Source organism: Rathayibacter sp. Leaf185, from assembly GCF_001423885.1.
Taxonomy (GTDB): Bacteria; Actinomycetota; Actinomycetes; order Actinomycetales; family Microbacteriaceae; genus Rathayibacter.
Genome location: NZ_LMPP01000001.1, coordinates 1,459,968 through 1,481,761 on the forward strand (window position 1 = coordinate 1,459,968; position 21,794 = coordinate 1,481,761).

Below are 21,794 nucleotides of genomic sequence, written 5' to 3' on the forward strand. Positions count from 1 at the left end.
CGAGGAGTATCAAGGACGTATGGAACGCATCCACTACGCGGGCAGCTCGGTGCTCACCGGCACGGCGATCGCTCGAGCCCTCGTGCGGTACGCCGAGGCTCTCGCCCTGCGGAAGGGTTCGATGACCGTCGAGATCCCGGTGCGCCGCGCCTCCGGGGGTGACGGCCGTGCATCCCTGCTCATCGGGCCGGCCAGTCAGCTGTTCTCGGAGTCGGAGGAGGGCGGCGGCGACGAGATCGTCGACGACGAGCTGGTGGCACGGCTGACACGCGAGGCCGACGGGCTCGGAGTGTCGCGTCCGATCACCGAGACCGACTCGGACGAGGGCGCGATGCACGTGCCCGACTTCGACATCCCGCACTTCCACGACGACGAGGGCGCCCGCTGAGCATCCTCAGCACGCCCGGTACACTCGCGACGCCGCCATCGACCATGACTCCGTCGCAGTGGCGCGAACTCGAAAGGACACCTCTCTGATGGGCCGACTGATCTACGACTCGACCCTCGAGGCCGACTTCGACGACCGCCTGCTCGCGCACCTCCAGATCGTCATCGGCTCGAAGCTCGCCCGCAACGAGTCCTTCTACTTCTCGTGGAAGGACTCGCAGGCCGTCGGCGACGGACGCACGTCGATCTGGCTGCACCCGGCGATCCCGCTGCGGTTCAAATACCACGGCGGTCGCGCACCCGCGATCAACGCCGAGTGGATCAGGCAGCTGATCTCGGACTCGCACACCGCTCACGGGCTCCGCATCAGCGAGGAGCCCCGCGGCGCGAGCCGCCCGACCGAGGAGGGCGTGCTGTGAAGCGGGTCGAGATCACCTACGGCGGCCAGCCGTACAGCCTGCACGACACCACGGCCGCCGAGGTGCGAGAGAGCGTCGAGAAGGCGCTCGACGGCTCGGCGTCGCGGTGGCTCTCGGTCAACCAGGGCGAGGGGGAGCCGCGCGAGACGTCGATCCTCATCACTCCGGGAGTCGCGTTCGCGGTCGCCGACGTCGCTCACTGATCGGCAGTCCCCTGCGGAGGGCTTTCGGCTCGTGAAATCGCGTCGGGCTCGTGAGAATCCGCGATTCCTGCGAGCCGAACGGGATTCTGCGAGCCGGAGATGCCTCGGAGGATCGCGGTGGCCGAGCGCAGGGTCACGCTAGGGTCGGGGGCGTGAAGCAGACGCGAGCGGCCGCTGTCCTCCTGACGGTGCTGGCGCTCGCCGGCTGCACGGCTCCGGCTCCGGAGGAGACCGCTGATTCGTCGGCCGCGGCGCGCGAGGAGTCGCGCGACAGAGTGACGGCCCTCGTCGAGTCGCTCACCGGTCCCCAGGTCGACACCTTCGCGTTCGCGCGCGAGGCGAGCGACGCGGGGGCGGAGGGCGTCGACCTGATCGGCATCGCCTCCTACGACGCCGAGACGCCCGAGGGCGCGTTCGGCACGCTGTCGTTCCGGACGCCGGTCGATGCGACGGCGTTCCCCGACGCGGGGGCCGACGCGTTCTGCTTCGAGGTGTACTTCTCGGCCGCCGGGCCGGTCGCGAGCGACGACTCCGGCGACGGCACCGTCGGCACCATCGAGTGCCCGGACGACGCGACCGTGATCACGCCGCCGCCGGCGGAGGGCTAGGCCGACACCGCCTTCACGACGGCCTTCAGCGTCCCCGGGTCGCCGAGGATGCGGAAGTGCCCACCGGTCTCGATCCGCACGTTGGCCGCTCCCTCGAGCCTGCTGCCCTCGGGGATGTGCGGGTCGAAGAGTCCGTAGACCGAGGTGATGCGGGCGTTCGCCTCGGGGCGGCTCGACAGCAGCAGAGTCGTCGCGTCGCGCGGCGAGAACGAGCGGAGGCTCTTCAGCGGCAGGTAGGCGGCGTACCGCGAGCCGCCGAACGGGGTCGAGACCGCGACCATCCGGTCGACGCGACCCTCGGGATCGAGCTCGGTCATCACGTACTTGCCGATCAGCCCGCCCTTGCTGTGCGCGACGACGACGACTCCGCGGAGGTCGTGCTCGGCCAGATAGGCGGCGACGTCCTCGGCGGTCCGCACCACCGGCCGGCCGTTGCGGCCGAGGCTCGTCAGCACGTGCAGCGGGTGGCCGTGCTCGTGCAGCGGGTCGATGATCGGGCGGAGGAAGGACCACGTCTCCCAGATCCCGGGGAGCACCAGGATCGGCCGCAGGTCTCCGGTGAGGTAGTCGTCGGGCGCGCGGCGCGAGACGAACCCGCGCACCTGCCAGGCGACGGCGTAGGCGTAGTCCTGCGCCCACCAGACGGCGTCGCGCAGCAGAGTCCTCAGGCGCACCGCTCTCACCGGGCCACCGGCTCGAGGTCGTCGGCGAAGCGCGCGAGGGCGCGGGCCAGCGGCTCCGCCTCGGTCCGCGGCACGACATGGCGGGAGGAGCGCATCTCGAGCAGCCGGCCGTCGGAGGCGTGGGCGACGAGCCGCTCGCACCAGTCGCGGGCGCCGACCGGGTCGTCGACGCCGCGGACGACGAGGACGGGCCGGGTGACCGCGGCGAGCCTCCGCTGGATCGGGTAGTGCAGCATCTCGGGGAGCTGCCGGAGGTACCAGCGGACTCCTCCGCGCAGGTAGTCGGTGAGGACCAGCAGATCGACGGGAAGCGGCTCGCCGAGGGTGTCGCGGCCGAGCGCGAGGGCCTGCTGCAGTGCGGTGGGGCGCTGGGGATCGACGACCGGGCCGATCAGGACGACTCCGTCGACGAGCTCGGGAGAGCGGGCGGCGAGCTCGACCGCGACCTGGCTGCCCATCGAGTGGCCGACGACGACCGCGCTCGAGACGCCGCGGTCGGCCAGCACGCGACCGACGAGGCGGGCGTGATCGGCGATGCCGACGCGCTGCTCCGGTGCGCGGTTGGAGCCGAAGCCGGCCAGATCGACGGCGATCACCCGCCCGTGCTCGCGGAGGTGGACGGCGAGCTGCGAGAACGTGTGGTGGGACATCCCGATCCCGTGGACCAGCACGAAGGTGCGTGCGGCGTCGGCGCGGCCGGTGGCGTAGGAGCGGAGCTCGATCCCGTCGAACACGTGGCGCACGGAGGGATCGCGTCGGCGGAGGGGCATGGGCCCAGGGTAGGCAGCCGCCGGGCGCGGGCGCGCGGGGATGCGCCGCGGTGGGCGCGTGGGCTAGGGCCCGCTGTCAACCGCCTCCGCTGCCCGCGGGGCGTGCCTAGCCTCGGAGGACGGTGGCACTCGCGCCGCCCGCGGAGGGACCATCACATGCGCATCGCGATCGTCGGGGCGACGGGCAATCTGGGCACGGCGCTGCTGCGGCGGCTGCAGGGCGAGCCGTCGGTGGAGGAGATCGTCGGGGTGGCGCGCCGCGCCGCCCGGCCGGAGTCGCCCGAGTACCGAGGCGTGCGGTGGGTCGAGGTGGATGTCGCGTCGAGCGAGGCGCCGCGGCTGCTCCGCGAGGCGTTCACGGGGATGGACGCGGTCGTGCACCTCGCGTGGGCGCTGCAGCCGAGCCACGACGAGCCGTTCCAGCGGCTGGTCGACGTCGGAGGCACCGCCGCGGTGCTGGAGGCGGCCGCCGCGGCGGGCGTGGCCCAGGTGGCCGTCGCCTCCTCCGTCGGGGCCTACAGCTCCGCACCGAAGTCGATCCGGGTCGACGAGAGCTGGCCCACGGGCGGGCTGCACACCTCGACCTACAGCCGGCACAAGGCGGCGAACGAGCGCGCGCTCGACGCGTTCGAGGCGGCGCATCCGGAGGTGGTCGTCACCCGGCTGCGCCCGGGCCTCGTGTTCCAGCGCGGGGCGGCGACCGAGATCGCGGGCCTGTTCGCCGGGCCGCGGTACCCGACGCGCTGGCTGAAGGCGGTGAAGCCGCCGGTGCTGCCGCTGCCGCGCACGCTGATCTTCCAGGGGGTGCACGCCGACGACGTCGCCGACGCGTTCTGGCGGGTGCTCGACCAGCGGGCCGGGGGCGCGTTCAACATCGCGGCGGAGCCGGTGCTCACTCCGCAGCGTCTCGCCGACGCGTTCGGCGCGCGCCTGGTGACGGTGCCCTTCGGGCTCCTTCGCTCGATCGTGACCGCCACCTGGCACCTGCGCCTCCAGCGCACCGACGCCGGCTGGCTCGACATCGCGGGCAACATCCCGGTGATGTCGACCGAGCGGGCGCGCACGGTGCTCGGCTGGGAGCCGACCGTCACCGCCGAGGAGGCACTGCGCGAGCTGGTCGCCGGCCTGGGTGACCGCGCGACGGTCGCCGGCTCACCGCCGCTGCGCGGCTGAGGGCCGCAGCGGGCAGGGCCCCGAGTCCTCAGGCCTCGTCGCTCACGCGGATCAGGACCTTGCCGGTCGCGCCGTGCTCGACGGCGTCGTGGGCGGCCGCGGTCTCCTCGAGGGGGAACCAGGTGAGCGGCAGGCCCGCGGACTCGCCGACGGGCAGGGCGCCGTCCTCGAGTGCGGCGGTGATGTCCTCCGCGGCGGCCTGCAGGGCCTCGTCACCGACGGTGTAGAGCAGCAGCCCCTGCCAGCGCGCGTTCTTCGCGAAGCTCGCGACGATCGGGACCGAGAAGTCGTCTCCGTTGTTGTTCGCGTAGTAGCCGATGCTGCCGTGGTTGGCGAGCACCTCGACGTCGAGAACCGCGTTCTGCGCGGGGGCGACCTCGACGATCTGCTCGACCCCGTCGGGCGCGATCTCGAGGATCCTCGAGGCCAGCGCGTCATCGGGGTACTGCAGCACGTGGTGCGCTCCCGCCGCGGTCGCGAGGGCGGCCTTGCCGTCGCTGCTCACGGTCGCGATCACCGTCGCTCCGGCCCAGACCGCGAGCTGGATCGCGGCGTGACCGACGGCTCCTGCACCGCCCTGCACCAGGACGGTGCGGCCCGCGAGCGCCCCGCGGGACAGACGCGTGGGCCCGTGCTCGTGCACGGTCAGCGCCCGGTGCGCCGTCATCGCCGGCACTCCGAGGCTCGCGCCGAGGTCGAAGCCCACGCCGTCGGGCAGGCGGACGACGCGGTTCGCGGGCAGGACGGTCGACTCCTGCGCAGTGCCGGTCGGGCGGCGGTGCGCGGCCAGATGCAGCCAGACCCGGTCGCCGACGGCCAGGCCCTCGACGCCGTCGCCGAGCGCGTCGACGACTCCGGCGCCGTCCTGGTTCGGGACGACCTCGGCGAACGCGAGGTCGCCTCCCGCGCGGGCCTTCCAGTCGGTCGGGTTCACGCCGGAGGCGACCACGCGCACGCGCACCTCACCGGCCCCTGGATCGGCCGGCTCGCGGTCGACGAGCGAGAGGACGGAGGAGGCGCCGGTGGAGGAGTAGACGATCGATCTCATACGGGTGGCAAGAGCGTCCGGCCCGGAGGTATTCCCGGGAGACGACGACGGGCGGCGGACCCGGAGGTCCACCGCCCGTCGATCGAGCAGAGGCTAGGCCTGTCCGTTCTCCTGCACCGCGTGCTTGGCCTCGCGGGCCGAGTCCTTGACGTCGTCGGTGGCGGAGGCGCCCGCCTCCTTGACGTTCTGCGCGGCGTCGGTCGCGGTCTCCTTGACCGAGGCGAAGGCCTGCTGGGCGGGCTCGCGGAGCTCGCCCGCGACATCCTTCGCGGCCTCGGTGACCTTGTCGACGACCGGCTGGGCCGTCTCCTTGACCTTCGAGGCGGCCTGCTTCTCGGCGGTCGAGGCCGGGATCAGCGAGGCGATGAGCATGCCGGCGCCCAGCGCGATCAGGCCGACCGCGAGCGGGTTGCCCTCGGCCTTGCCCTTGACGGAGCCGGCACCGCCCGAGACGGAGTCGCCGGCGTCGTGCGCGGCGCCCATCACGCGGTCGCGGACCGAGCCGACGGCCGACTTCACCTTGTCGGTCTGCCGCTGCGCGATGGCGCTGGGGCTGACCTTCTCGGCGAGGGCGTCGACGTCGCCGCCGAGCTCGAGGCGGGTGCGCTCGATCTCGGCGCGGATCTCCTCCGGCGTCTTGTTCGAGTAGTCGGTGCTTGCAGAGTCGTACGTCATCGTCCTGCCCCGTTCGGCTTGAGGGTTTCGGGAATCTTCTTGAGGGAGTCGACCGTCTCGGGTGCTCCGTCCACGGTCTTCAGGCTCTTGCGCCCGACGGAGTAGAGGATCGCGGCGACGATGCCCCAGAGGACGGCGACGACGACTCCGGACCAGCCGTTGCCGATCAGAGTGCCGAGCGCCCACCAGAGGGCGATCGAGAGGAACAGCACGGCCATGATCGCCGCGTAGCCGGCGCCGCCGAGGAGGCCCGCGCCCTTGCCCGCCTTGCCGGCGGACTCCTTGAGCTCGGCCTTCGCGAGCGCCATCTCCTGGCGGATCAGGGTCGAGAGATCGCGCGAGACCTCGCCGAGCAGGTCGCCGAGCGACGTGCTGCCCGCACGCTGGTCGGGTGTCGGCTCGCCGATCCCGGCGCGATGCGCTCCGGTGGAGTCGGTCACGGTCGCGTTCCCGTCGGGAAGGAGTCGTAGCCGGCCGAGGTCGGCGGCACGCTCAGCGGGTCGGCGATCGGCTCGGTGGGGAGATGATCGGTGTTCGTCGTGCCGTAGCTCGCCGCATCGGGGGCGGCGAACTCGGGACCGGAGGTGTCGCTCGCGGTCTCCTTCTCGTCCTTCGCCTCGGCGGTGAGGGCGCGCACGAGGCGGCCGGCGACGAGGCCGGTCGCGGCGGCGATCAGGATGAACGCTCCCGGACGGCGGCGGGCGAACGACTTGACGTCCTCCAGCAGCTCGGCGGGCTCGCGGTCCTCGAGCCAGGTGGCGACGCCCTGGGCGCGGCCGGCGAGGTTCGAGACGAGGTTCGCGGCCATGTTGTCCTGGCCGCCCTCCCCGTTCGCGAGCGAGGTGAGGTCGTCGCTGAAGGCGCGAGCGCCCTTGGCGGCGTTCTCCTTCTGCGCGTGGGCCTGCTCGGTGAGCTGGCTGCGGCTCTGGTCGAGAAGGTCCTTGACCTGGGTCTTGGCCTCCTGAGCGACGGTGGCCGCCTCTTCCTTGCCGGTGGCGACGACGTCGCCCGCGGCCTGCTTGGCGTCGCCGGCGACGGAGGCGGCCTGCTCCTTGGCAGCGCCTGCCTGCTCCTTCGCGGCGTCGACGGTGCTCGACGAGCCGGAGCCCGACGTGGAGTGCGAGGTGGCAGTGGTGGTGTCGTCGGAGGTCGTGTCGGTCGCGGCGAAGTTTGCGGCGCCGTCTCCGAAGGGGGGTGAAGCGGGATCGATGGTGGACATCGTCGTTCCCTTCCAGGATCGAGTGGGGATGGATGCGTGCCGGCGTCGCCAGTCTGCGAGGCCCCCGAATGCGCGCCAAGGCCGTAGCGCTCGACCCTCGTCCGGGGCTACCATCGCGCGCCTCGGCGACGCCACCGCCACGCGCGGGGGTCGGAGAAGTCAAGCCCCTGCTGTCGGCGGGGAGTCGCGCCTAGCGTCGCCAGCATGACTCCCCTCCGTCTCGACCCGGCCACGCCTCCCGCCCGCACCCTCGGCCGCGGGGTGCGCGTACTGGGGGCGCTCGGCGCCTCCGCTCTGCTGGTCGGACTGCTCGCGGGCTGCACGGGGGACGCGCAGACGCCGGTGCAGTCGGGGGTCGTCGTGCCGACCAGCGCCGATGACGGGTCGAGCCAGACGCCGACCAACGAGCCGTCGCAGACGGTGCCGTCCGAGACGGCGACTCCCGCCACCTGAGATCCGGGCGCGAATCGTGGCACTGCGGTGATCCCCGATCAAGCCCCTCCCCGTATTCAGGGGACGAGCAGCCTGCGCTCCTACGGTCCTCAGTACGTACCGCGCACGACCGATCACGAAGGAGGCTTCACTATGGGGCTCGATGACAAGATCAAGAACGCCGCTCAGGACATCGCCGGCAAGGCGAAGGAAGCCCTGGGCGACCACAAGAACGACGACAGCCTGAAGGCCGAAGGCCAGAAGGACCAGGCCGCAGCGTCGGCCAAGAAGACCGGCGAGGACATCAAGGACGTCTTCAAGTAGGTCTCCCCTCACGACGAAGGCGGCGTCCCCACGGGGGCGCCGCCTTCGTCGTTCCCTCAGCCGGCTACGGCTGCAGGACGACCTTGATGCAGCCGTCCTCCTTCTTCTGGAAGGTCTCGTAGAGGCCCGGGGCGTCCTCGAGCGGGGCGCGGTGGGTGACGAGGTCCATGACACCCAGCGGGTCGCTCGAGTCCTCGACGAGCGGAAGCAGCTCGTCGATCCAGCGCTTGACGTTGCACTGGCCCATCTTCACCGTGACCTGCTTGTCGAACATCGACTTCAGCGGCAGCGGATCGGCCTCGCCGCCGTAGACGCCGCTGAGCGAGACGGAGCCGCCGCGACGGACGAGGTCGAGCGATGCGGTGACCGCGGCGAGCCGGTCGACTCCGACCGTGTCCATCGCCTTGCGCGCGATCGGGTCGGGCAGCAGCCCCGCCATCGTCTGCGCGAAGGACCCCATCGGCGAGCCGTGAGCCTCCATGCCGACCGCGTCGACGACGGAGTCGGGCCCGCGTCCGTCGGTCAGGTCGCGCAGCTGGTCGGCGATGTCGTCCGAGAGGTCGAAGACCTCGACACCGTGGCGCGCCGCCATGGCGCGGCGCTCGGCGACGGGGTCGACCGCGAGGACGCGGTAGCCCTTGTGCACGCCGATGCGCGACGCGAACTGGCCGACCGGGCCGAGCCCGAAGACGACGAGCGAGCCTCCGTCGGGCACCTGCGCGTAGTCGACGCCCTGCCACGCGGTGGGCACGATGTCGCTGAGGAACAGGTAGCGCTCGTCGGGGAGGTCGGTGCCGACGACGACCGAGTTGTAGTCGGCGAGCGGCACTCGGAGGAGCTCCGCCTGACCGCCGGGGACCTGGCCGTACATCTTGGTGTAGCCGAACAGCGAGGCTCCCGAGCCGTACTCGGTGACCTGCGTGGTCTCGCACTGCGACTGCAGTCCGCGGCGGCACATGAAGCACTCGCCGCAGGAGATGTTGAAGGGGACGACGACGCGGTCGCCGACCTTGAGCTTCGTGATAGCGCTGCCGACCTCCTCGACGATGCCCATCGGCTCGTGGCCGAGCACGTCGCCCTTGTCGAGGTAGGGGCCGAGGAGGCGGTAGAGGTGCAGATCCGAGCCGCAGATCGCCGTCGAGGTGATCCGGATGATCGCGTCCGTGGGCTGCTGGATGCGGGGGTCGGGAACCGTCTCGACCGAGACCTTCTCGATGCCCTGCCAGGTGAGTGCGCGCATTGCCTGCTCCGTTCTGCCCGGCTGATCACCGGGCGCATGCCTCTACGCCACACCGTGCGCGGTCGCGGTGGGAGGGGCTTGACGACTCCGCGCGGTTCTTTCCGAGCGGACGCACGGCTCCGAGCGTGCGTGCACCCGGCGTTCACCTGGCACTCGGGTGGGAGGTGGTGGGATGGGGGCATGGATGCTCTCTACACCGCAATCGCCCACGCCTCCGGTGGAGGACGCGACGGCCACGTCCGCACCGAGGACGACCGCCTCGATCTCGACACCCGTCCGCCGAAGGAGCTCGGCGGTTCCGGGGACGGCACCAACCCCGAGCAGCTCTTCGCCGCCGGGTACTCGGCCTGCTTCCTCGGGGCCCTGCACGGAGCCGGTCGCGAGCTGAAGATCGACACCACCGACGCGGCCGTGTCGGCGAGCGTCTCGATCGGCAAGAACGACGACGGCGGCTTCGGCCTCGCCGTCGAGCTCGACATCTACGTGCCGAAGGCCAGTGCCGAGGAGGCGCACGCGGTCGCCGAGAAGGCGCACACGCTGTGCCCCTACTCGAACGCGACGCGCGGCAACATCCCGGTCGAGCTCAGCATCGTCGACTGACGCGACTCTCACGAAGGCCCCCTCTCGTCGCCGGGAGGGGGCCTTCGTCGTCGGTTAGGGTCGAGGCATGATCGACGACGTGGCGCGCGACGAGGCCGAGGCCCGGGCCGAGCTGGAGCAGATCCGGCAGAGCATCGACAACATCGATGCGGCCCTGATCCACCTGCTCGCCGAGCGGTTCAAGTTCACCCAGAAGGTGGGGCGGCTGAAGGCGGCGCACGGTCTGCCGGCCGCCGACCTCGAGCGGGAGGGGCGCCAGATCGCCCGCCTGCGCGCGCTCGCGGAGGAGTCGCACCTCGACCCCGCGTTCGCCGAGAAGTTCCTCGGCTTCATCGTCGCGGAGGTCATCCACCACCACGAGCAGATCGCGAGCGGCGCGGCCGACTGACCCGCTCGTCGGCGCCCGACCCGCACAAGTAAGGCTGGATGCCCGGATCTCGCGATTTCTCGCGGATCCGCGGCGTCCAGCCTTACTTGTGGCGGCTACGCCTCGACGGGGCGGCGCAGGGCGCGGACCGTGGTGACGCGGCGGCGGGCGATGGCGGCGACGGTCAGCAGCAGGCCGAAGACGAGCCAGAGCACGAGGCCGACGACCGAGCCGCCGACGCCTCCGGAGCCCTCGACGACTCCCGACAGCGCGGTCTGCGCGGCCGACAGCGGCAGGAACCCGAGGGCGTCGTCGAAGACGCCCGGCACGGTCGAGATGATGCCGGCGCCGAGGCCGATGACCGCGGCGAGCATCGCGATGAAGCGTCCCGTGCCTCCGAGCAGCGCCACGAGGCCCTGGTTGACGGCGGCGAACGAGGCGCCGACGAGCATCGACAGCAGGGCGAAGCCGACGAAGGTCCACGGCTCGAGGTCGGCGACGAACTGCATGACGATGGCCACCGCGAGCCCCTGCACGACCCCGATCACCAGCGCGGGAACGTAGGAGGAGAGGGCGAGCGCCGCGGAGGAGCGCGTCGACGAGAGAGCGCGGTGCGAGAACGCGGCGAGCACGAGGAAGCTCGCGAGCGCCCCGAGCCAGAGGGCGATCGTCGTGAAGAACGGCACGCTCGAGGCTCCGAACAGAGCTGTCGAGTCGCTGGCGTTCTCGACCGGGTCGGCGACGACGTCGGCGAGGTTCGTCGACTCGGCGTCGGTGTAGGTCGGCAGTTGCGCAACGGCCGCGTCGAGTCCGGTGGCGAGCGTGCGGGCGCCGTCGGCGAGCTGCACGGCGCCGTCCGAGACGCCGCTCGCGCCGTCGGCCAGCTGGTCGGCTCCGTCGGCGGCCGAGGAGGCTCCTGTGGCGAGCTGCGCGGCGCCGTCGGCCGCGGAGGTGGCTCCGGTCGCGAGCTGGCGGGCGCCGTCAGCCGCGGACGTGGCTCCTGTGGCGAGCTGCGTGGCGCCGTCGGCCGCGGAGGCGGCTCCGGTCGCGAGCTGCGTCAGACCGCCGGCCAGCGCTCCCGCGCCGTCGGCGATGCCGCGTGCTCCGGCGGCCGACTGCGCGGTCCCCGCGACGAGCGAGGGCTGCCCGTCCGCTCCGTCGTTGATCCCGGAGGAGATGCCTGCGGCGTACTGCGCGGTCGCGCCCGCCTGGTAGAGCGCGCCCGCCTGGTTCGTCGTGTCGAGCTGGGTTCCGGCCTCGGCGAGGATCTGCGCGCAGACGGGGTCGGTCGCGGCGCACGACTGCGCGAGTGCGGCGATGGTGCCGAGGGAGGTGCCGGTGGTGGTCGCCGACTGCGAGGCGAGGCCCGCGGCCGTCTGCGCGGTGCCGCCGAGTGCCGCGACTCCGCTCGCGAGGCCGTCGAGACCGTCGGCGAGCGACGACGCGCCCGTCGCGAGGCCGGTCGCGCCGGTCGCGGACTGCTGCGCGCCGGTCGCGAGCTGCGAGACTCCGCCCGAGAGGTCGGACGCGCCCGTTCCGAGCGCGGCGACTCCGTCGGCGAGTGACGAGGTGCCGGTGCCGACCTGCGCGACTCCGCTCGAGAGGGAGGACGCGCCCGTCGCCAGCTCGTCGATGCCGTCGGCGAGCGAGGACGTGCCGTCGGCGAGCGAGGACGCTCCGGTGCCGAGCTGGTCGGCGCCGTCGGCGAGGCTGCCGGCGCCGTCGGCCGCCTGGCCGATCTGGTCGTTCAGCGTGTTGAAGCCGACGTAGACGTTCTCGAGGTACGCGGTCGTGAGCTGGGTGTTCAGGAGCGACGTGGCCGTGCTGGTCACGGTCGCCGAGATCGCGTCGTCGACGAGCTTCGCCTTGTCGCTCGTCGCGATGTCGATCGTCGCCTTGGTGGCGTCGGCGGCGTCTCCGGAGTAGGAGGTGGCGGCGGCCGAGAACTCGGAGGGGATCGTGACGACGGTCGCGTAGGTGCCGTCGGCGAGGCCCTGCGCGGCGTCGTCCTTGTCGGTGAGGACCCAGGTGAAGTTGCCGGTCGAGTCGGAGCCCGAGACGTTCGGCACCGGCGTCGGCGACGGCGTGGCCGTGCTCTCGGTGCCTCCGGTCACGAGACCAGCCGCGAGCTGGCGGCCGAGGGGAACGGTCTGGCCGTTGATCTCGACGGGGGTGTCCTCGTTCACGACGGCGGCCGTGATCGTGTCGAGGCGGTCGGTCGGGTTCCAGAGCGCCCAGACCAGCAGGCCGCCGATGGCGAGGGGCACCATCACGATGCCGAGAAGGGTCAGCCACGACACCTTCTTGACGCCGCGGGGGCGTTCGAGGGAGAGCAGAGCCATGTCAGAGGACCTTTGCGACGTCGCGGCGCTCGGCCGCGGGGGAGAGCACCGAGTGATCGGAGGGGAGGAGATCGTCGAGCGCGTCGGCGTCGACGGAGGAGGCGATCACCGTGAAGGTGCGTCCGTCTCGGAGCGCGTGCTCGCGCATCGAGTCGAGCTCGCGCCTGATCTGCGTGCGCAGCAGCGGATCGGTGACCGTGTCGAGGTCGTCGAGCACCAGGATCGGCGGCGCGGTGAGCAGCGCTGAGCGGACCTCGCCGACCGGGTCGGCGGCTCCCGCGAGCCGCACGAGCCCCACTCGGCCCCGTACGGCGGAGGAGCGGATCGGCACGACGAGCCCGTCGACCTTGAGGCGGCCGGAGTCGGGAGCCAGCCGGCCCGCGAGCGTGAGCAGCAGGGCGGTGCGGCCCGAGCGGTGCGGCCCGTGCACGACGAGCGCTCCACCGGCGGGGACGCGCACGGCGACGTCGCTGTAGAGGGGGCCGTCGGGGCCGCCGAGCGTGAGGCCGTCGGCCGCGATCGCGTCGGTCGCGCCGGGCTCCGGCCAGTCGCGGAGCGCGAGCTCCTTGGTGAGCCCCTCGCCCTCGACGTCGAACGACGGCAGGATCCTGTCGAGCCAGCGCGGCATGTGCCAGGCGCGGTCGCCGAGCAGGTGCAGCACCGCCGGCACGAGGGTCATCCGCACAATGAACGCGTCGACGAACACCCCCACCGCGAGACCGAGGGCGATCGGCTTGATGCTGGTGTCACCCTCCGGGACGAACGCGGCGAAGACCGAGAACATGATGATCGCGGCCGCGGTGACCACCTTCGCCGAGCCGACGAAGCCCGACTCCACCGCCGCGCGCGCCGAGCGCCCGTGGACGTAGTCCTCGCGCATCCGCGAGACGAGGAACACCTCGTAGTCCATCGCGAGCCCGAACAGCACGCCCATCAGGATGATCGGCATGAAGCTGATGATCGGGCCGGTCTTGTCGACGTGCAGGGCGTCGGCGAACCATCCCCACTCGAAGACCGCCGCGACGGCGCCGAAGGAGGCACCGACCGAGAGCAGGTAGCCGAGAGTCGCCTTGAGCGGGACCCAGAGCGAGCGGAAGACCATCGTCAGCAGCACCAGCGAGAGGCCGACGACGAGCAGTCCGAAGGGGATCAGCGCCTGGGCGAGACGGTCGGAGATGTCGATGCCGACCGCCGACTGCCCGGTCACCGCGAGGTCGACGCCGTACTGCTCCTGAAAGTAGTCGTGCTTGTCGCGGATCTCGGCGACGAGCGCCTTGGTCGCCTCCGAATCGGGGCTGCCCTCGGGGATCACCTGGATGATGCCGGTGTCGGCGTTCTCGTTCGGGGTGGCGAGCGGCACGGAGGCGACGCCGTCGAGCCCCTCGATCTCGCTCTTGAGATCGGCCATCAGCCCGAGCGGATCGGTCGAGCCGATGATCGTGCCGGTGACGATGAGGGGGCCGTTGTAGCCGGGGCCGAAGTTCTCGGCGAGGAGGTCGTAGGTGTCGCGCGCGGGCGTGCCCTCGGCCTGGTAGCCCGCGTCGGGCAGCGCGAGGCGCAGGCTCATCGTCGGGATGGTCGCGACTCCGAGGACGCCGACGACGGCGATGATCGTGACGAGCGGGAACCGGGTGACGACGCGGACCCAGCCGCGGAAGAAGCCGGCGGGGACCTCGGCGGGGGCGTGCGGGTCGGCGTCGACGGCCGCCTCGGGGTCGGTGTGGGCGCCCTTGGCGGCCTTCTGCGCGGCGGCGGCCTTCTTCTTCCTGCGCGGCTTGGGCCGGAGGCGCTCGCCGGCGAACCCGAGCAGCGCCGGCGTGAGCGTCAGCGCGATGACCACCGCGATCGCGACTCCGCCCGCCGCGGCGATGCCCATCGTGGTGAGGAACGGGATGCCCGCGACCGACAGGCCGACGAGGGCGATGATCACGGTCAGGCCGGCGAACACGACGGCGGAGCCGGCGGTCGCCGTGGCGCGGGCCGTCGACTCCTCGGGGTCCATGCCCTGCCGCAGCTGGTCCTGGTGGCGGCTGATGATGAAGAGGGCGTAGTCGATGCCGACCGCGAGGCCGAGCATCAGGGCGAGCAGCGGAGTCGTCGACGAGATCGAGGCGAAGCGCGTGGCGATGAAGATGGCCGACATCGAGAGCGCGACGCCGAGCAGCGCGGTGACCAGCGGCATGCCGGCCGCGAGGAACGATCCGAACGTGAGCACGAGGACCACGAGGGCGACGACGAGGCCGATCGCCTCGGTGATCGTGACTCCGGGCAGGCTCTGCGAGAAGAGGTCGCCGCCGAGCGAGACGGTGGTGCCCGCGGGCAGCGCATCTTCGAGCGTGGTCGCCTCGGCCTTCAGGGCGTCGCGCGCCTCGGTCGAGGTGGTGGTCGCGGAGCCGTCCATCTGCACCGTGATGACGAGGGCGTCGCCCTTCTCGGAGATCGTGCCCTCGATCGTGTCGGAGTAGGGGTCGGTCACGGCGGCGACCTCGTCGACTCCCTCGAGCTCGGTCACGGCGTCGCCGACCGGTCCCGAGATCGCCGCGTTCTCGACGCTGCTGCCGTCGGCGGTGACCACGACGTAGCGGGCGGACGTGCCGCTGACCTGCGGGAAGGTGCGCTCGAGCTGATCGAGAGCCGTCTGCGACTCGGTCCCCGGGATCGCGAAGGCATTGTCGGTGCCCTGGTTGAGCAGCAGCGCGCCTCCGCCCGCGAGGACGACGACGGCGAGCCAGAGGACGGCGACGAGACGGTGGGCGCGGTGCACCCAGCGTCCGAGTCGGTACAGCAGCGACGACACGCAGGTCTCCTGACGGTGAGGGGGAGGAAGGCGATACGTCTCTGTATCCGATACGTGAATGTATCCGATACAGTCATGTATCTCAATGCAGCTCCACAGCTCCCGGAGGAGACACAGGATGACGTCCGAGGTCCCGGAGACCGCCCGCCGCAGCCGCACTCGCGAGCGCCTGCTCGACGCGGCCTACGAGGTCTTCGCCGACGTCGGCGTGCACACCGCCTCGGTCGAGCAGATCAGCGAGGCCGCCGGATTCACGCGCGGCGCCTTCTACTCGAACTTCTCGAGCAAGGAGGAGCTGTTCTTCGCACTGATGGAGCGCGAGAACGACGCGCGGATCACCACGCTCGTCCAGCAGATGGGGCACAGCCTCCCCAAGGTGGCCGACGGGCCGCTGACGGCCGAGACCCTCGCCGTGGTCATCCTCGACTTCCTGCAGGGCCCTTTCAACGACAATCGGCGCTGGTGCGTCGTGCAGTCCGAGTTCGAGCTGCTGGCGCTGCGCGACGCCGCGATCGCACCGCAGTACCGAGACTTCCGCGCGGGCTTCGACGCGTCGCTCGTGCAGATCGTCGACGACGCGCTGCGCCAGGTGCAGCGCGAGTTCGCGCTCGAGCCGACGACGGCCGTGCGCCTGCTCATCGCGAGCTACGACGACGCGGTGAAGCAGTCGATCCTCGAGGGCGACTCCGACCCGGGGGCGCTCGAGCGCCTCCGGAGCACCCTCACCGCGGTCGTGCTGGCGATCTCGCGCTCGACGGACTGAAGGGCGCGTCCCCGGCGACGCCTCCGCGCGACGAGGATGGACCCATGGAACTGCGTCAGCTCGAACACTTCCTCGCCGTGGCGAAGGAGCAGCACTTCACGCGCGCGGCGAGCGCCCTGCAGATCTCGCAGTCGGGGCTGTCGGCCTCGATCCGCGCGCTCGAGAGCGAGCTGGGCAGCCCGCTCTTCACGCGCAGCACCCGCCGGGTCGAGCTGACCCCGGCCGGGCGCGCGATGCTCGAGGAGTCGGAGCGCTCGGTGGCCAGCGCCGTCGCCGCCCGCGACGCCGTGCTCGCGGTGCAGGGCGTGCTGCGCGGCAGCCTCGCGGTCGGCACCGAGGAGTGCCTGGGTGGCGTGCACCTGCCGCGCGAGCTCGCGACCTTCCGCCGGCAGCACCCGGGGATCGCGCTGCGGCTCATGCACGACGGCTCGGGGACGCTGCTCGACTCCGTCGCGGCCGGACGGCTCGATCTGGCGCTCGTCGCCGACATCGGCTCGACGCCGACCGGGGTACGGACGCGGCCGCTGGCCAGCGAGGGCTTCGCGGTGCTCGTGCACCCCGATCATCCGCTCGCCGACCGCGATGAGTGCCGCATCCCGGATCTCGAGGGCGAGACGATCGTGGGGCTGCAGGAGCACTGGGGCGCGCGGCACCTGGCGGCGCAGGCGTTCGCCGAGCAGGGCGTTCCGTTCGAGGTCGAGCTCGAGGTCAACGACGTGCACACGCTGCTCGACCTCGTCGAGTACGGGATGGGCGTCGCGGTGGTGCCGGCGCACTTCGCCGAGAAGCGGCCCGCGGGGCTCCGGGCGGTGCCGCTCGACGAGCCGCGGCTGGTCTGGCGGACGATGGTCGCGGTGCCGGAGCGGCCGAGCGCGGCGGCACGCGCCTTCGTGGCGGCGCTGCCGGGCTCGTCGGAGCAGAACATCAGCTGAGAGGCAGCCTGGCCGGGTCCCCTCAGCTGATGTTCTGCCCGCTCAGCCGAGCGAGGCGAGCTCCTCCGGCGTGAGCGTCAGGTCGGCCGCGGTCGCGGAGTCGCGGATGCTCTCGGGCCGCGAGGAGCCGGGGATCGGCAGCACGATCGGCGCCTTCGCCAGCTCCCAGGCCAGGCAGACCACCTGGGGCGAGACTCCGTGGGCCTCCGCGACCGTGCCGAACGCCGCGTTGCGCGAGCCGAGCTCGGCGGCGGAGGTGATGCCTCCGAGCGGGCTCCACGGCAGGAACGCGATCCCCAGCTCGGCGCACAGCTCGAGCTCCGGCTCGCTCGAGCGGAACGACGGCGAGAACTGGTTCTGCACCGAGACGAGCCGCGAGCCGAGGATCCCGTGCGCCTCGCGGATCTGATCGGGGTCGGCGTTCGAGATGCCGGCGCGCACGATGACGCCCTCGTCGAGCAGCTCGACGAGCGCACCGATCGAGTCGGCGTACGGCACCGACGGGTCCGGCCGGTGGAACTGGTAGAGGCCGATCGCGTCGACGCCGAGGCGCTCGGCGGAGGCGCGGGCCGCCTCCTTCAGGTGCTCGGGGCGGCCGTCCTGCGTCCAGTTCTCGCCCGGAGGACGCAGGTGCCCGCCCTTCGTCGCGACGAGGACGCCGGAGGTGTCGCCGCCGTAGCTGCGGAGCGCCTCGGCGATGAGGAGCTCGTTGTGGCCGAGGTCGCCCTCGACGGGCAGGTGGTAGGCGTCGGCCGTGTCGATCAGGGTGACGCCGGCGTCGAGGGCGGCGTGGATCGTGGCGACCGCTCGCTCGCGGTCGGGGCGGCCCTCGATCGACATCGGCATGCCGCCGAGTCCGATGGCGCCGACCTGGAGGTCGCCGATGGTGCGCTGCTTCATGGGTGTGGTCCTTCGTGTGTCTGGAGTGAGAGGAGTGTCAGTGGGGCGATCAGGCGGCGCCGATCACCAGGCGTAGTCCTCCGGCGCCGTGCGGTGGCCGGGGAAGATCTCGTCGAGGCGGGCGAGGTCGTCGGAGTCGAGGGTGATGTCGACCGCGGCGACCGCGCTCTCGAGCTGCTCCATCGTCCGGGGTCCCGTGATCGGGCCCGTCACTCCGGGCTGGTGCAGCAGCCAGGCGAGCGCGAGCTCACCCGGCGCGATACCGCGCTGGCGGGCGAAGGCCTCGTACTGCTCGAGGGCGGGGCGGTGCTTCTCGATCGCCTCGAGACCGCGGGCCGAGGTGCGGCGGCTCCCCGACTCCGTCTTCTCGAGCACGCCGCCGAGGAGCCCGCCCTGCAGCGGCGACCAGGGGATGACGCCCAGGCCGTAGTGGCGCGCGGCGGGCAGGACCTCGCGCTCGATGTCGCGCACGGTGAGGTTGTAGATCGACTGCTCCGAGGCGAGGCCGGTGAAGTGGCGGGCCTTCGCGGCCTCCTGTGCCTGCGCGATGTGCCAGCCGGCGAAGTTGCTCGAGCCGACGTAGAGCACCTTGCCCTGCTGCACGGCGACCTCCATCGCCTGCCAGATCTCGTCCCACGGGGTCGTGCGATCGACGTGGTGGAACTGGTACAGGTCGATGTGGTCGGTCTGCAGGCGGCGCAGGCTGTCATCGAGGGCGCGGCGGAGGTTCAGTGCCGAGAGGCGGCCGCCGTTGGGCCAGGAGTCGCGGCCGCGCTCGGATCCGGGCGCCGCGTACTGCTCCATGTCGCCGAAGAACTTGGTCGCCAGCACCGTGCGCTCGCGGCGCTCGCCGCCCTGCGCGAACCAGCGGCCGACGATCTCCTCGGTCGCACCGCGCGCGCCCTCGCCGCCGTAGACGTTCGCCGTGTCGAAGAAGTTGACGCCGAGCTCGTGCGCACGATCCATGATCGCGAACGAGTCGGGCTCGGTGGTCTCGGGGCCGAAGTTCATGGTGCCGAGGATCGCGCGGGAGACGGACAGGCCTGTGCGGCCGAGGTGCGTGTACTGCATGACCCCCAGCCAACGCCTCCCGGGGCCGGGTGTCCAACACGGAGCCGCGATGGGATTCAGCGGCGGTGGAGGTGAATGGCGGCGCGGCGGGGTTCCCGATCGACGCCTCCGCCCCGGGCTAGAGTCGCGGGGTGACCACCAGGACGTACCCCCAGCGCACCGTGATCGCCCTCGCGTCGGTGCTGCTGCTGGCGGGGTGCACGTCGGCACCCGAGATCTCGGCGACGACTCCCGCGGGATCGGAGTCGTCCGCCGCGGCGGCTCCGGCCGCGACGGCTCCGGCCGAGACCGGCGAGGCGGAGACGGGCCCGCGGCCGGTCCCGAGCGTCACCCTCACCCCCGAGCCGGTCGTCACCAGCCCCGAGCCGGTGCCCGCGACGGGGGTGTGCGAGATCAGCTACGTCGACGCGGCCGAGGCCGGCACCGTCGGCGGACTCGACATCGAGGTCGTGCGCGACCGCGGCTCGCGCACCGGCGCCACCGGAGAGGTGACGACGGGGACCGACGGGACCCCCGCCTCCTATCTGGTGGCCGTGGGCGACGTCAGCGAGAACATCGCCGACCGCTTCTGCGTCAGCGCGGAGTTCCTCGACGCGCTCAACTCGGTGCGCCGCGACGGCGTCACGATCGACAGCCTCTTCGCGGGCGACACCCTCAATCTCAGTCCCACGACCGTGACCAGCGTCGGCACCCAGAACGGACGCGTGCTCGAGAATCCCGAGCCCGAGACCCTCCCCGACCAGGACTGACGGCCCGCGCCCCCTCGAGTCCTCAAGAGTTGTCGTACTCGCACGTCGACTACGACAACTCTTGAGGACTGGAACGGTTCATCCGCGTGCGGGTGGCGCGGTCAGAGGCCGATGACGCCGACGAACGCGGCGGACAGGGCGAGGGTGCCGGCGAAGCCGAGTGCGCGCGTGCGGCTCCGCGCCGGATCCTCGAGCCACGGGAGCGCGGGCCAGCGCAGCACCGCGCCGGCCGCTCCCGCCGCCACCACGGCAACCAGCACCAGCCAGGGGACGATCGTCAGCAGCGTCCAGTCGGCGAAGGATCGCACGAGGAACAGGACGATCACCGCCTCCACACCGCGAGTGAGCACCCGCAGGCGATCGCGGTCGAGGAGTGTCGCGCGGAGCCGGAGGGTCCCGAGCGCGAACCGGACTGCCGTCCAGGCGGCGACGATCAGGGCGATGACGGTGGCGATGATCACGAGTCCTCCTCCAGGACGTGGCTGAGCAGTCGCATCCCGAGGCTGTCGACCGTGCTCGCGGTGTTGCCGTTGACGAACACGGCGACGCCGCGCTCCCTGTCCATCGCGAGCATCGTCGCGTAGCCGGCGGTGCCTCCGTTGTGCCACGTCGCCGACCCGCCGCCGACGGCCTCGGAGGTGAACCAGGAGAGCCCGATGCGGTCGCCGTCACCCGCGTCGAACCGCGGATCGAGGACATCGGCGGCCGGAGCACCGAGCGCGGGGTCGTCGGTCAGGAGTGCCTGGGCGTAGCGGGCCATGTCGGCGGCGGTCGAGCGCACGCCTCCTGCCGGCGCGTAGCCCTCGAGCGTCCAGGCGTCGACCGCGCGGCCCGACTCGGAGGAGCCGGTCGGTGCGCCGGGCGCGAGGGCGTCGGCCGTGGTCGGGATCGAGCTCGCGTCCATGCCGAGCGGGGCGAAGACGCGGTCGCGCAGGAGGTCGGCGTACTCGACACCCTCTGCGCGGGCGAGGGCCTGCCCGAGGACGGCGGCGCCGAGGTTGGAGTACGCGACCTCGCCGTCGCCGAGCGGAGCCGCGGCCGCGTGGCGCAGGACGTCGTCCTCCGAGAACGAGGCGTACGGATCCGCGCCCCGCAGCTGGGCGAGCGCCGTCACGGCCGTGTCGCGCAGGTCGGAGGAGAGGCGGGGCAGCCCTGAGCGATGGCTCGCCAGCTCCTCGAGGGTGCCGGGGAAGTCGCCGAGCTCGGCGTGGTCGGACGCCGGATCGTCGAGGGCGACCGTGCCGTCCGCCGCGCTCTGGGCGAGGAGGAGCGAGGTCATGGTCTTGGTCACCGAGCCGATCTCGACCTCGGTGCTCTCGTCGGCCCCGAGCCCGGCGAAGCGGACGCCGTCGGGGGTGACCACCGCGGCGACGAGCTGGTCGCGCGCGCCTCCTCCGACGTTCTCGTGCAGCCAGTCGGCGATCCCGGCGTCGCCGGTGCGCTCGGCCGAGAGGGCCGGAGTGGCGGGGCGGAGCAGCACGCCGCCGACCAGGACGGCGAGGGCCGCGGCTCCGGCGGCGATCTTCAGTCGGTTCATCGAGGGCCTCCCGAGGCGAGCAGGATCACGAGCAGCGGCACGAGGCGCTCGGGAGGGATGCCGTAGCGGCCCCGCCCGCGCGCCTCGAGCCATCCGGCCGCGACGAGCTGGTTGACGTGGTGGTAGATCTGACCGGTCGTGCCGGCTCCCTCGCTCTCGGCGAGCTGGGCGACGGTCTCGACTCCGCCCGCGATCGCCTGCAGGAAGCGCAGGCGCACCGGGCTGCCGAGCGCCGCGAGCGCGGTCGGGCCGGGGCTCGAGCCCCAGTCGCGCTCGAAGAAGGCGTCGGTCGTGAGCCCGTACTGCCACTCGACCGGGCCGGCCGGGGTGCCGACCGCGCCGGCGAAGACGACTCCGCCGGGCGAGGGCAGGCGCTCTTTGAGGGCGGTGAGGGCCCAGAAGGGGTCGACGGCGGCGGAGGCGTCCCGCGGCGCCGCGACGCCGCCCGCACTCTCGAGGAGGTCGAGCCTCTCGCGGAGCTCGTCGAGCTCGGCGGCGAGGTCGCGCGGTGCTCCGGTCATGCCTCGACTATTGCAAACATTCCGTAATTACGGA

General features: G+C 72.3%; 26 protein-coding genes. 12 read left to right on the forward strand and 14 right to left on the reverse strand.

Features of this window, described 5'->3' with window-relative positions:
- Positions 1-19: 19 nt before the first annotated feature.
- The 4 genes from ASG06_RS06975 to ASG06_RS06990 all read left to right on the forward strand — a co-directional run bounded on the left by ASG06_RS06975 (position 20) and on the right by ASG06_RS06990 (position 1,617).
- On the forward strand, positions 20-388 hold the full coding sequence (locus ASG06_RS06975) for a hypothetical protein (protein ID WP_056040167.1): 369 nt from the start codon (positions 20-22) through the stop codon (positions 386-388).
- An 88-nt stretch (positions 389-476) separates the two neighbouring features.
- On the forward strand, positions 477-806 hold the full coding sequence (locus ASG06_RS06980) for a DUF7882 family protein (RefSeq protein WP_056040169.1): 330 nt from the start codon (positions 477-479) through the stop codon (positions 804-806).
- Positions 803-1,009, forward strand: coding sequence for a hypothetical protein (locus ASG06_RS06985; protein WP_056040171.1), 207 nt, complete (start codon positions 803-805; stop codon positions 1,007-1,009). Before ASG06_RS06980 ends, ASG06_RS06985 begins: the two co-directional genes overlap by 4 nt.
- Before the next feature lie 152 nt (positions 1,010-1,161).
- Positions 1,162-1,617 carry a hypothetical protein gene (locus ASG06_RS06990; protein WP_056040173.1) on the forward strand — a complete coding sequence of 152 codons (456 nt, stop codon included), beginning with the start codon at positions 1,162-1,164 and terminating at the stop codon, positions 1,615-1,617.
- On the opposite strand, the gene ASG06_RS06995 is transcribed toward ASG06_RS06990, so the two are convergent.
- Positions 1,614-2,291: an esterase/lipase family protein gene (locus ASG06_RS06995; RefSeq protein WP_327205484.1), complete on the reverse strand. Its 678-nt coding sequence runs from the start codon at positions 2,289-2,291 to the stop codon at positions 1,614-1,616. The two genes, ASG06_RS06990 and ASG06_RS06995, sit on opposite strands and share 4 nt — an antisense overlap.
- A gap of 5 nt (positions 2,292-2,296) precedes the next feature.
- Positions 2,297-3,070 carry an alpha/beta fold hydrolase gene (locus ASG06_RS07000; protein WP_082498991.1) on the reverse strand — a complete coding sequence of 258 codons (774 nt, stop codon included), beginning with the start codon at positions 3,068-3,070 and terminating at the stop codon, positions 2,297-2,299.
- A gap of 156 nt (positions 3,071-3,226) precedes the next feature.
- Between ASG06_RS07000 and ASG06_RS07005 the strand changes: the two genes are divergently transcribed.
- Complete coding sequence (locus ASG06_RS07005) at positions 3,227-4,243, forward strand: NAD-dependent epimerase/dehydratase family protein (RefSeq protein WP_056040178.1); 1,017 nt, start codon at positions 3,227-3,229, stop codon at positions 4,241-4,243.
- A gap of 28 nt (positions 4,244-4,271) precedes the next feature.
- On the opposite strand, the gene ASG06_RS07010 is transcribed toward ASG06_RS07005, so the two are convergent.
- The 4 genes from ASG06_RS07010 to ASG06_RS07025 all read right to left on the reverse strand — a co-directional run bounded on the left by ASG06_RS07010 (position 4,272) and on the right by ASG06_RS07025 (position 7,185).
- Positions 4,272-5,291, reverse strand: coding sequence for an NADPH:quinone reductase (locus ASG06_RS07010; RefSeq protein WP_056040180.1), 1,020 nt, complete (start codon positions 5,289-5,291; stop codon positions 4,272-4,274).
- 93 nt (positions 5,292-5,384) lie between these two features.
- Complete coding sequence (locus tag ASG06_RS07015) at positions 5,385-5,966, reverse strand: DUF3618 domain-containing protein (RefSeq protein ID WP_056040181.1); 582 nt, start codon at positions 5,964-5,966, stop codon at positions 5,385-5,387.
- Positions 5,963-6,406, reverse strand: coding sequence for a phage holin family protein (locus tag ASG06_RS07020; protein ID WP_231727634.1), 444 nt, complete (start codon positions 6,404-6,406; stop codon positions 5,963-5,965). The genes ASG06_RS07015 and ASG06_RS07020 overlap by 4 nt, the downstream gene beginning before the upstream one ends.
- On the reverse strand, positions 6,403-7,185 hold the full coding sequence (locus ASG06_RS07025; RefSeq protein WP_056040183.1) for a hypothetical protein: 783 nt from the start codon (positions 7,183-7,185) through the stop codon (positions 6,403-6,405). The genes ASG06_RS07020 and ASG06_RS07025 overlap by 4 nt, the downstream gene beginning before the upstream one ends.
- A 204-nt stretch (positions 7,186-7,389) precedes the next feature.
- Here ASG06_RS07025 and ASG06_RS07030 point away from each other — a divergent pair, with 204 nt between their 5' ends.
- Entirely contained in the window at positions 7,390-7,638 is a 249-nt protein-coding gene (locus ASG06_RS07030) for a hypothetical protein (RefSeq protein ID WP_056040186.1), read from the forward strand.
- Positions 7,639-7,770: 132 nt separating this feature from the next.
- Positions 7,771-7,941, forward strand: a complete 171-nt coding sequence (locus ASG06_RS07035) for a CsbD family protein (RefSeq protein WP_056040187.1) — start codon at positions 7,771-7,773, stop codon at positions 7,939-7,941.
- A gap of 64 nt (positions 7,942-8,005) precedes the next feature.
- Here ASG06_RS07035 and ASG06_RS07040 read toward each other — a convergent pair whose 3' ends face one another.
- On the reverse strand, positions 8,006-9,181 hold the full coding sequence (locus ASG06_RS07040) for a zinc-dependent alcohol dehydrogenase (protein ID WP_056040189.1): 1,176 nt from the start codon (positions 9,179-9,181) through the stop codon (positions 8,006-8,008).
- Between the two features lie 180 nt (positions 9,182-9,361).
- Here ASG06_RS07040 and ASG06_RS07045 point away from each other — a divergent pair, with 180 nt between their 5' ends.
- Positions 9,362-9,781: an organic hydroperoxide resistance protein gene (locus ASG06_RS07045; protein ID WP_056040191.1), complete on the forward strand. Its 420-nt coding sequence runs from the start codon at positions 9,362-9,364 to the stop codon at positions 9,779-9,781.
- 67 nt (positions 9,782-9,848) lie between these two features.
- On the forward strand, positions 9,849-10,169 hold the full coding sequence (locus ASG06_RS07050; protein WP_056040193.1) for a chorismate mutase: 321 nt from the start codon (positions 9,849-9,851) through the stop codon (positions 10,167-10,169).
- 95 nt (positions 10,170-10,264) lie between these two features.
- Here the strand turns inward: ASG06_RS07050 and ASG06_RS07055 are convergent, their stop codons facing one another.
- Together ASG06_RS07055 and ASG06_RS07060 are read right to left on the reverse strand one after the other, a co-directional pair.
- Positions 10,265-12,490, reverse strand: a complete 2,226-nt coding sequence (locus tag ASG06_RS07055) for a YhgE/Pip domain-containing protein (protein WP_056040195.1) — start codon at positions 12,488-12,490, stop codon at positions 10,265-10,267.
- Between the two features lies 1 nt (position 12,491).
- Positions 12,492-15,287, reverse strand: coding sequence for an efflux RND transporter permease subunit (locus ASG06_RS07060; protein ID WP_056040197.1), 2,796 nt, complete (start codon positions 15,285-15,287; stop codon positions 12,492-12,494).
- Between the two features lie 118 nt (positions 15,288-15,405).
- On the opposite strand from ASG06_RS07060, the gene ASG06_RS07065 reads away from it, so the two are divergent.
- Both ASG06_RS07065 and ASG06_RS07070 read left to right on the forward strand, forming a co-directional pair.
- Positions 15,406-16,050, forward strand: coding sequence for a TetR/AcrR family transcriptional regulator (locus ASG06_RS07065; protein WP_056040199.1), 645 nt, complete (start codon positions 15,406-15,408; stop codon positions 16,048-16,050).
- 44 nt (positions 16,051-16,094) lie between these two features.
- Positions 16,095-16,982, forward strand: a complete 888-nt coding sequence (locus ASG06_RS07070; protein ID WP_056040201.1) for a LysR family transcriptional regulator — start codon at positions 16,095-16,097, stop codon at positions 16,980-16,982.
- Positions 16,983-17,024: 42 nt separating this feature from the next.
- Here the strand turns inward: ASG06_RS07070 and ASG06_RS07075 are convergent, their stop codons facing one another.
- Positions 17,025-17,882, reverse strand: a complete 858-nt coding sequence (locus tag ASG06_RS07075) for an aldo/keto reductase (protein ID WP_056040203.1) — start codon at positions 17,880-17,882, stop codon at positions 17,025-17,027.
- A 63-nt stretch (positions 17,883-17,945) separates the two neighbouring features.
- Positions 17,946-18,953 (reverse strand): aldo/keto reductase, encoded by a 1,008-nt coding sequence (locus tag ASG06_RS07080; RefSeq protein WP_056040205.1) that lies wholly within the window; start codon positions 18,951-18,953, stop codon positions 17,946-17,948.
- 131 nt (positions 18,954-19,084) lie between these two features.
- Here ASG06_RS07080 and ASG06_RS07085 point away from each other — a divergent pair, with 131 nt between their 5' ends.
- Positions 19,085-19,702 (forward strand): hypothetical protein, encoded by a 618-nt coding sequence (locus tag ASG06_RS07085; protein WP_056040208.1) that lies wholly within the window; start codon positions 19,085-19,087, stop codon positions 19,700-19,702.
- A 101-nt stretch (positions 19,703-19,803) separates the two neighbouring features.
- Here the strand turns inward: ASG06_RS07085 and ASG06_RS07090 are convergent, their stop codons facing one another.
- The 3 genes from ASG06_RS07090 to ASG06_RS07100 are packed head-to-tail and all read right to left on the reverse strand — an operon-like array spanning position 19,804 to position 21,760.
- Positions 19,804-20,163 (reverse strand): hypothetical protein, encoded by a 360-nt coding sequence (locus ASG06_RS07090; RefSeq protein WP_056040210.1) that lies wholly within the window; start codon positions 20,161-20,163, stop codon positions 19,804-19,806.
- Positions 20,160-21,239, reverse strand: coding sequence for a serine hydrolase domain-containing protein (locus tag ASG06_RS07095; protein ID WP_056040212.1), 1,080 nt, complete (start codon positions 21,237-21,239; stop codon positions 20,160-20,162). The genes ASG06_RS07090 and ASG06_RS07095 overlap by 4 nt, the downstream gene beginning before the upstream one ends.
- Positions 21,236-21,760: a winged helix-turn-helix domain-containing protein gene (locus tag ASG06_RS07100; protein ID WP_056040214.1), complete on the reverse strand. Its 525-nt coding sequence runs from the start codon at positions 21,758-21,760 to the stop codon at positions 21,236-21,238. The genes ASG06_RS07095 and ASG06_RS07100 overlap by 4 nt, the downstream gene beginning before the upstream one ends.
- Positions 21,761-21,794: the final 34 nt, after the last annotated feature.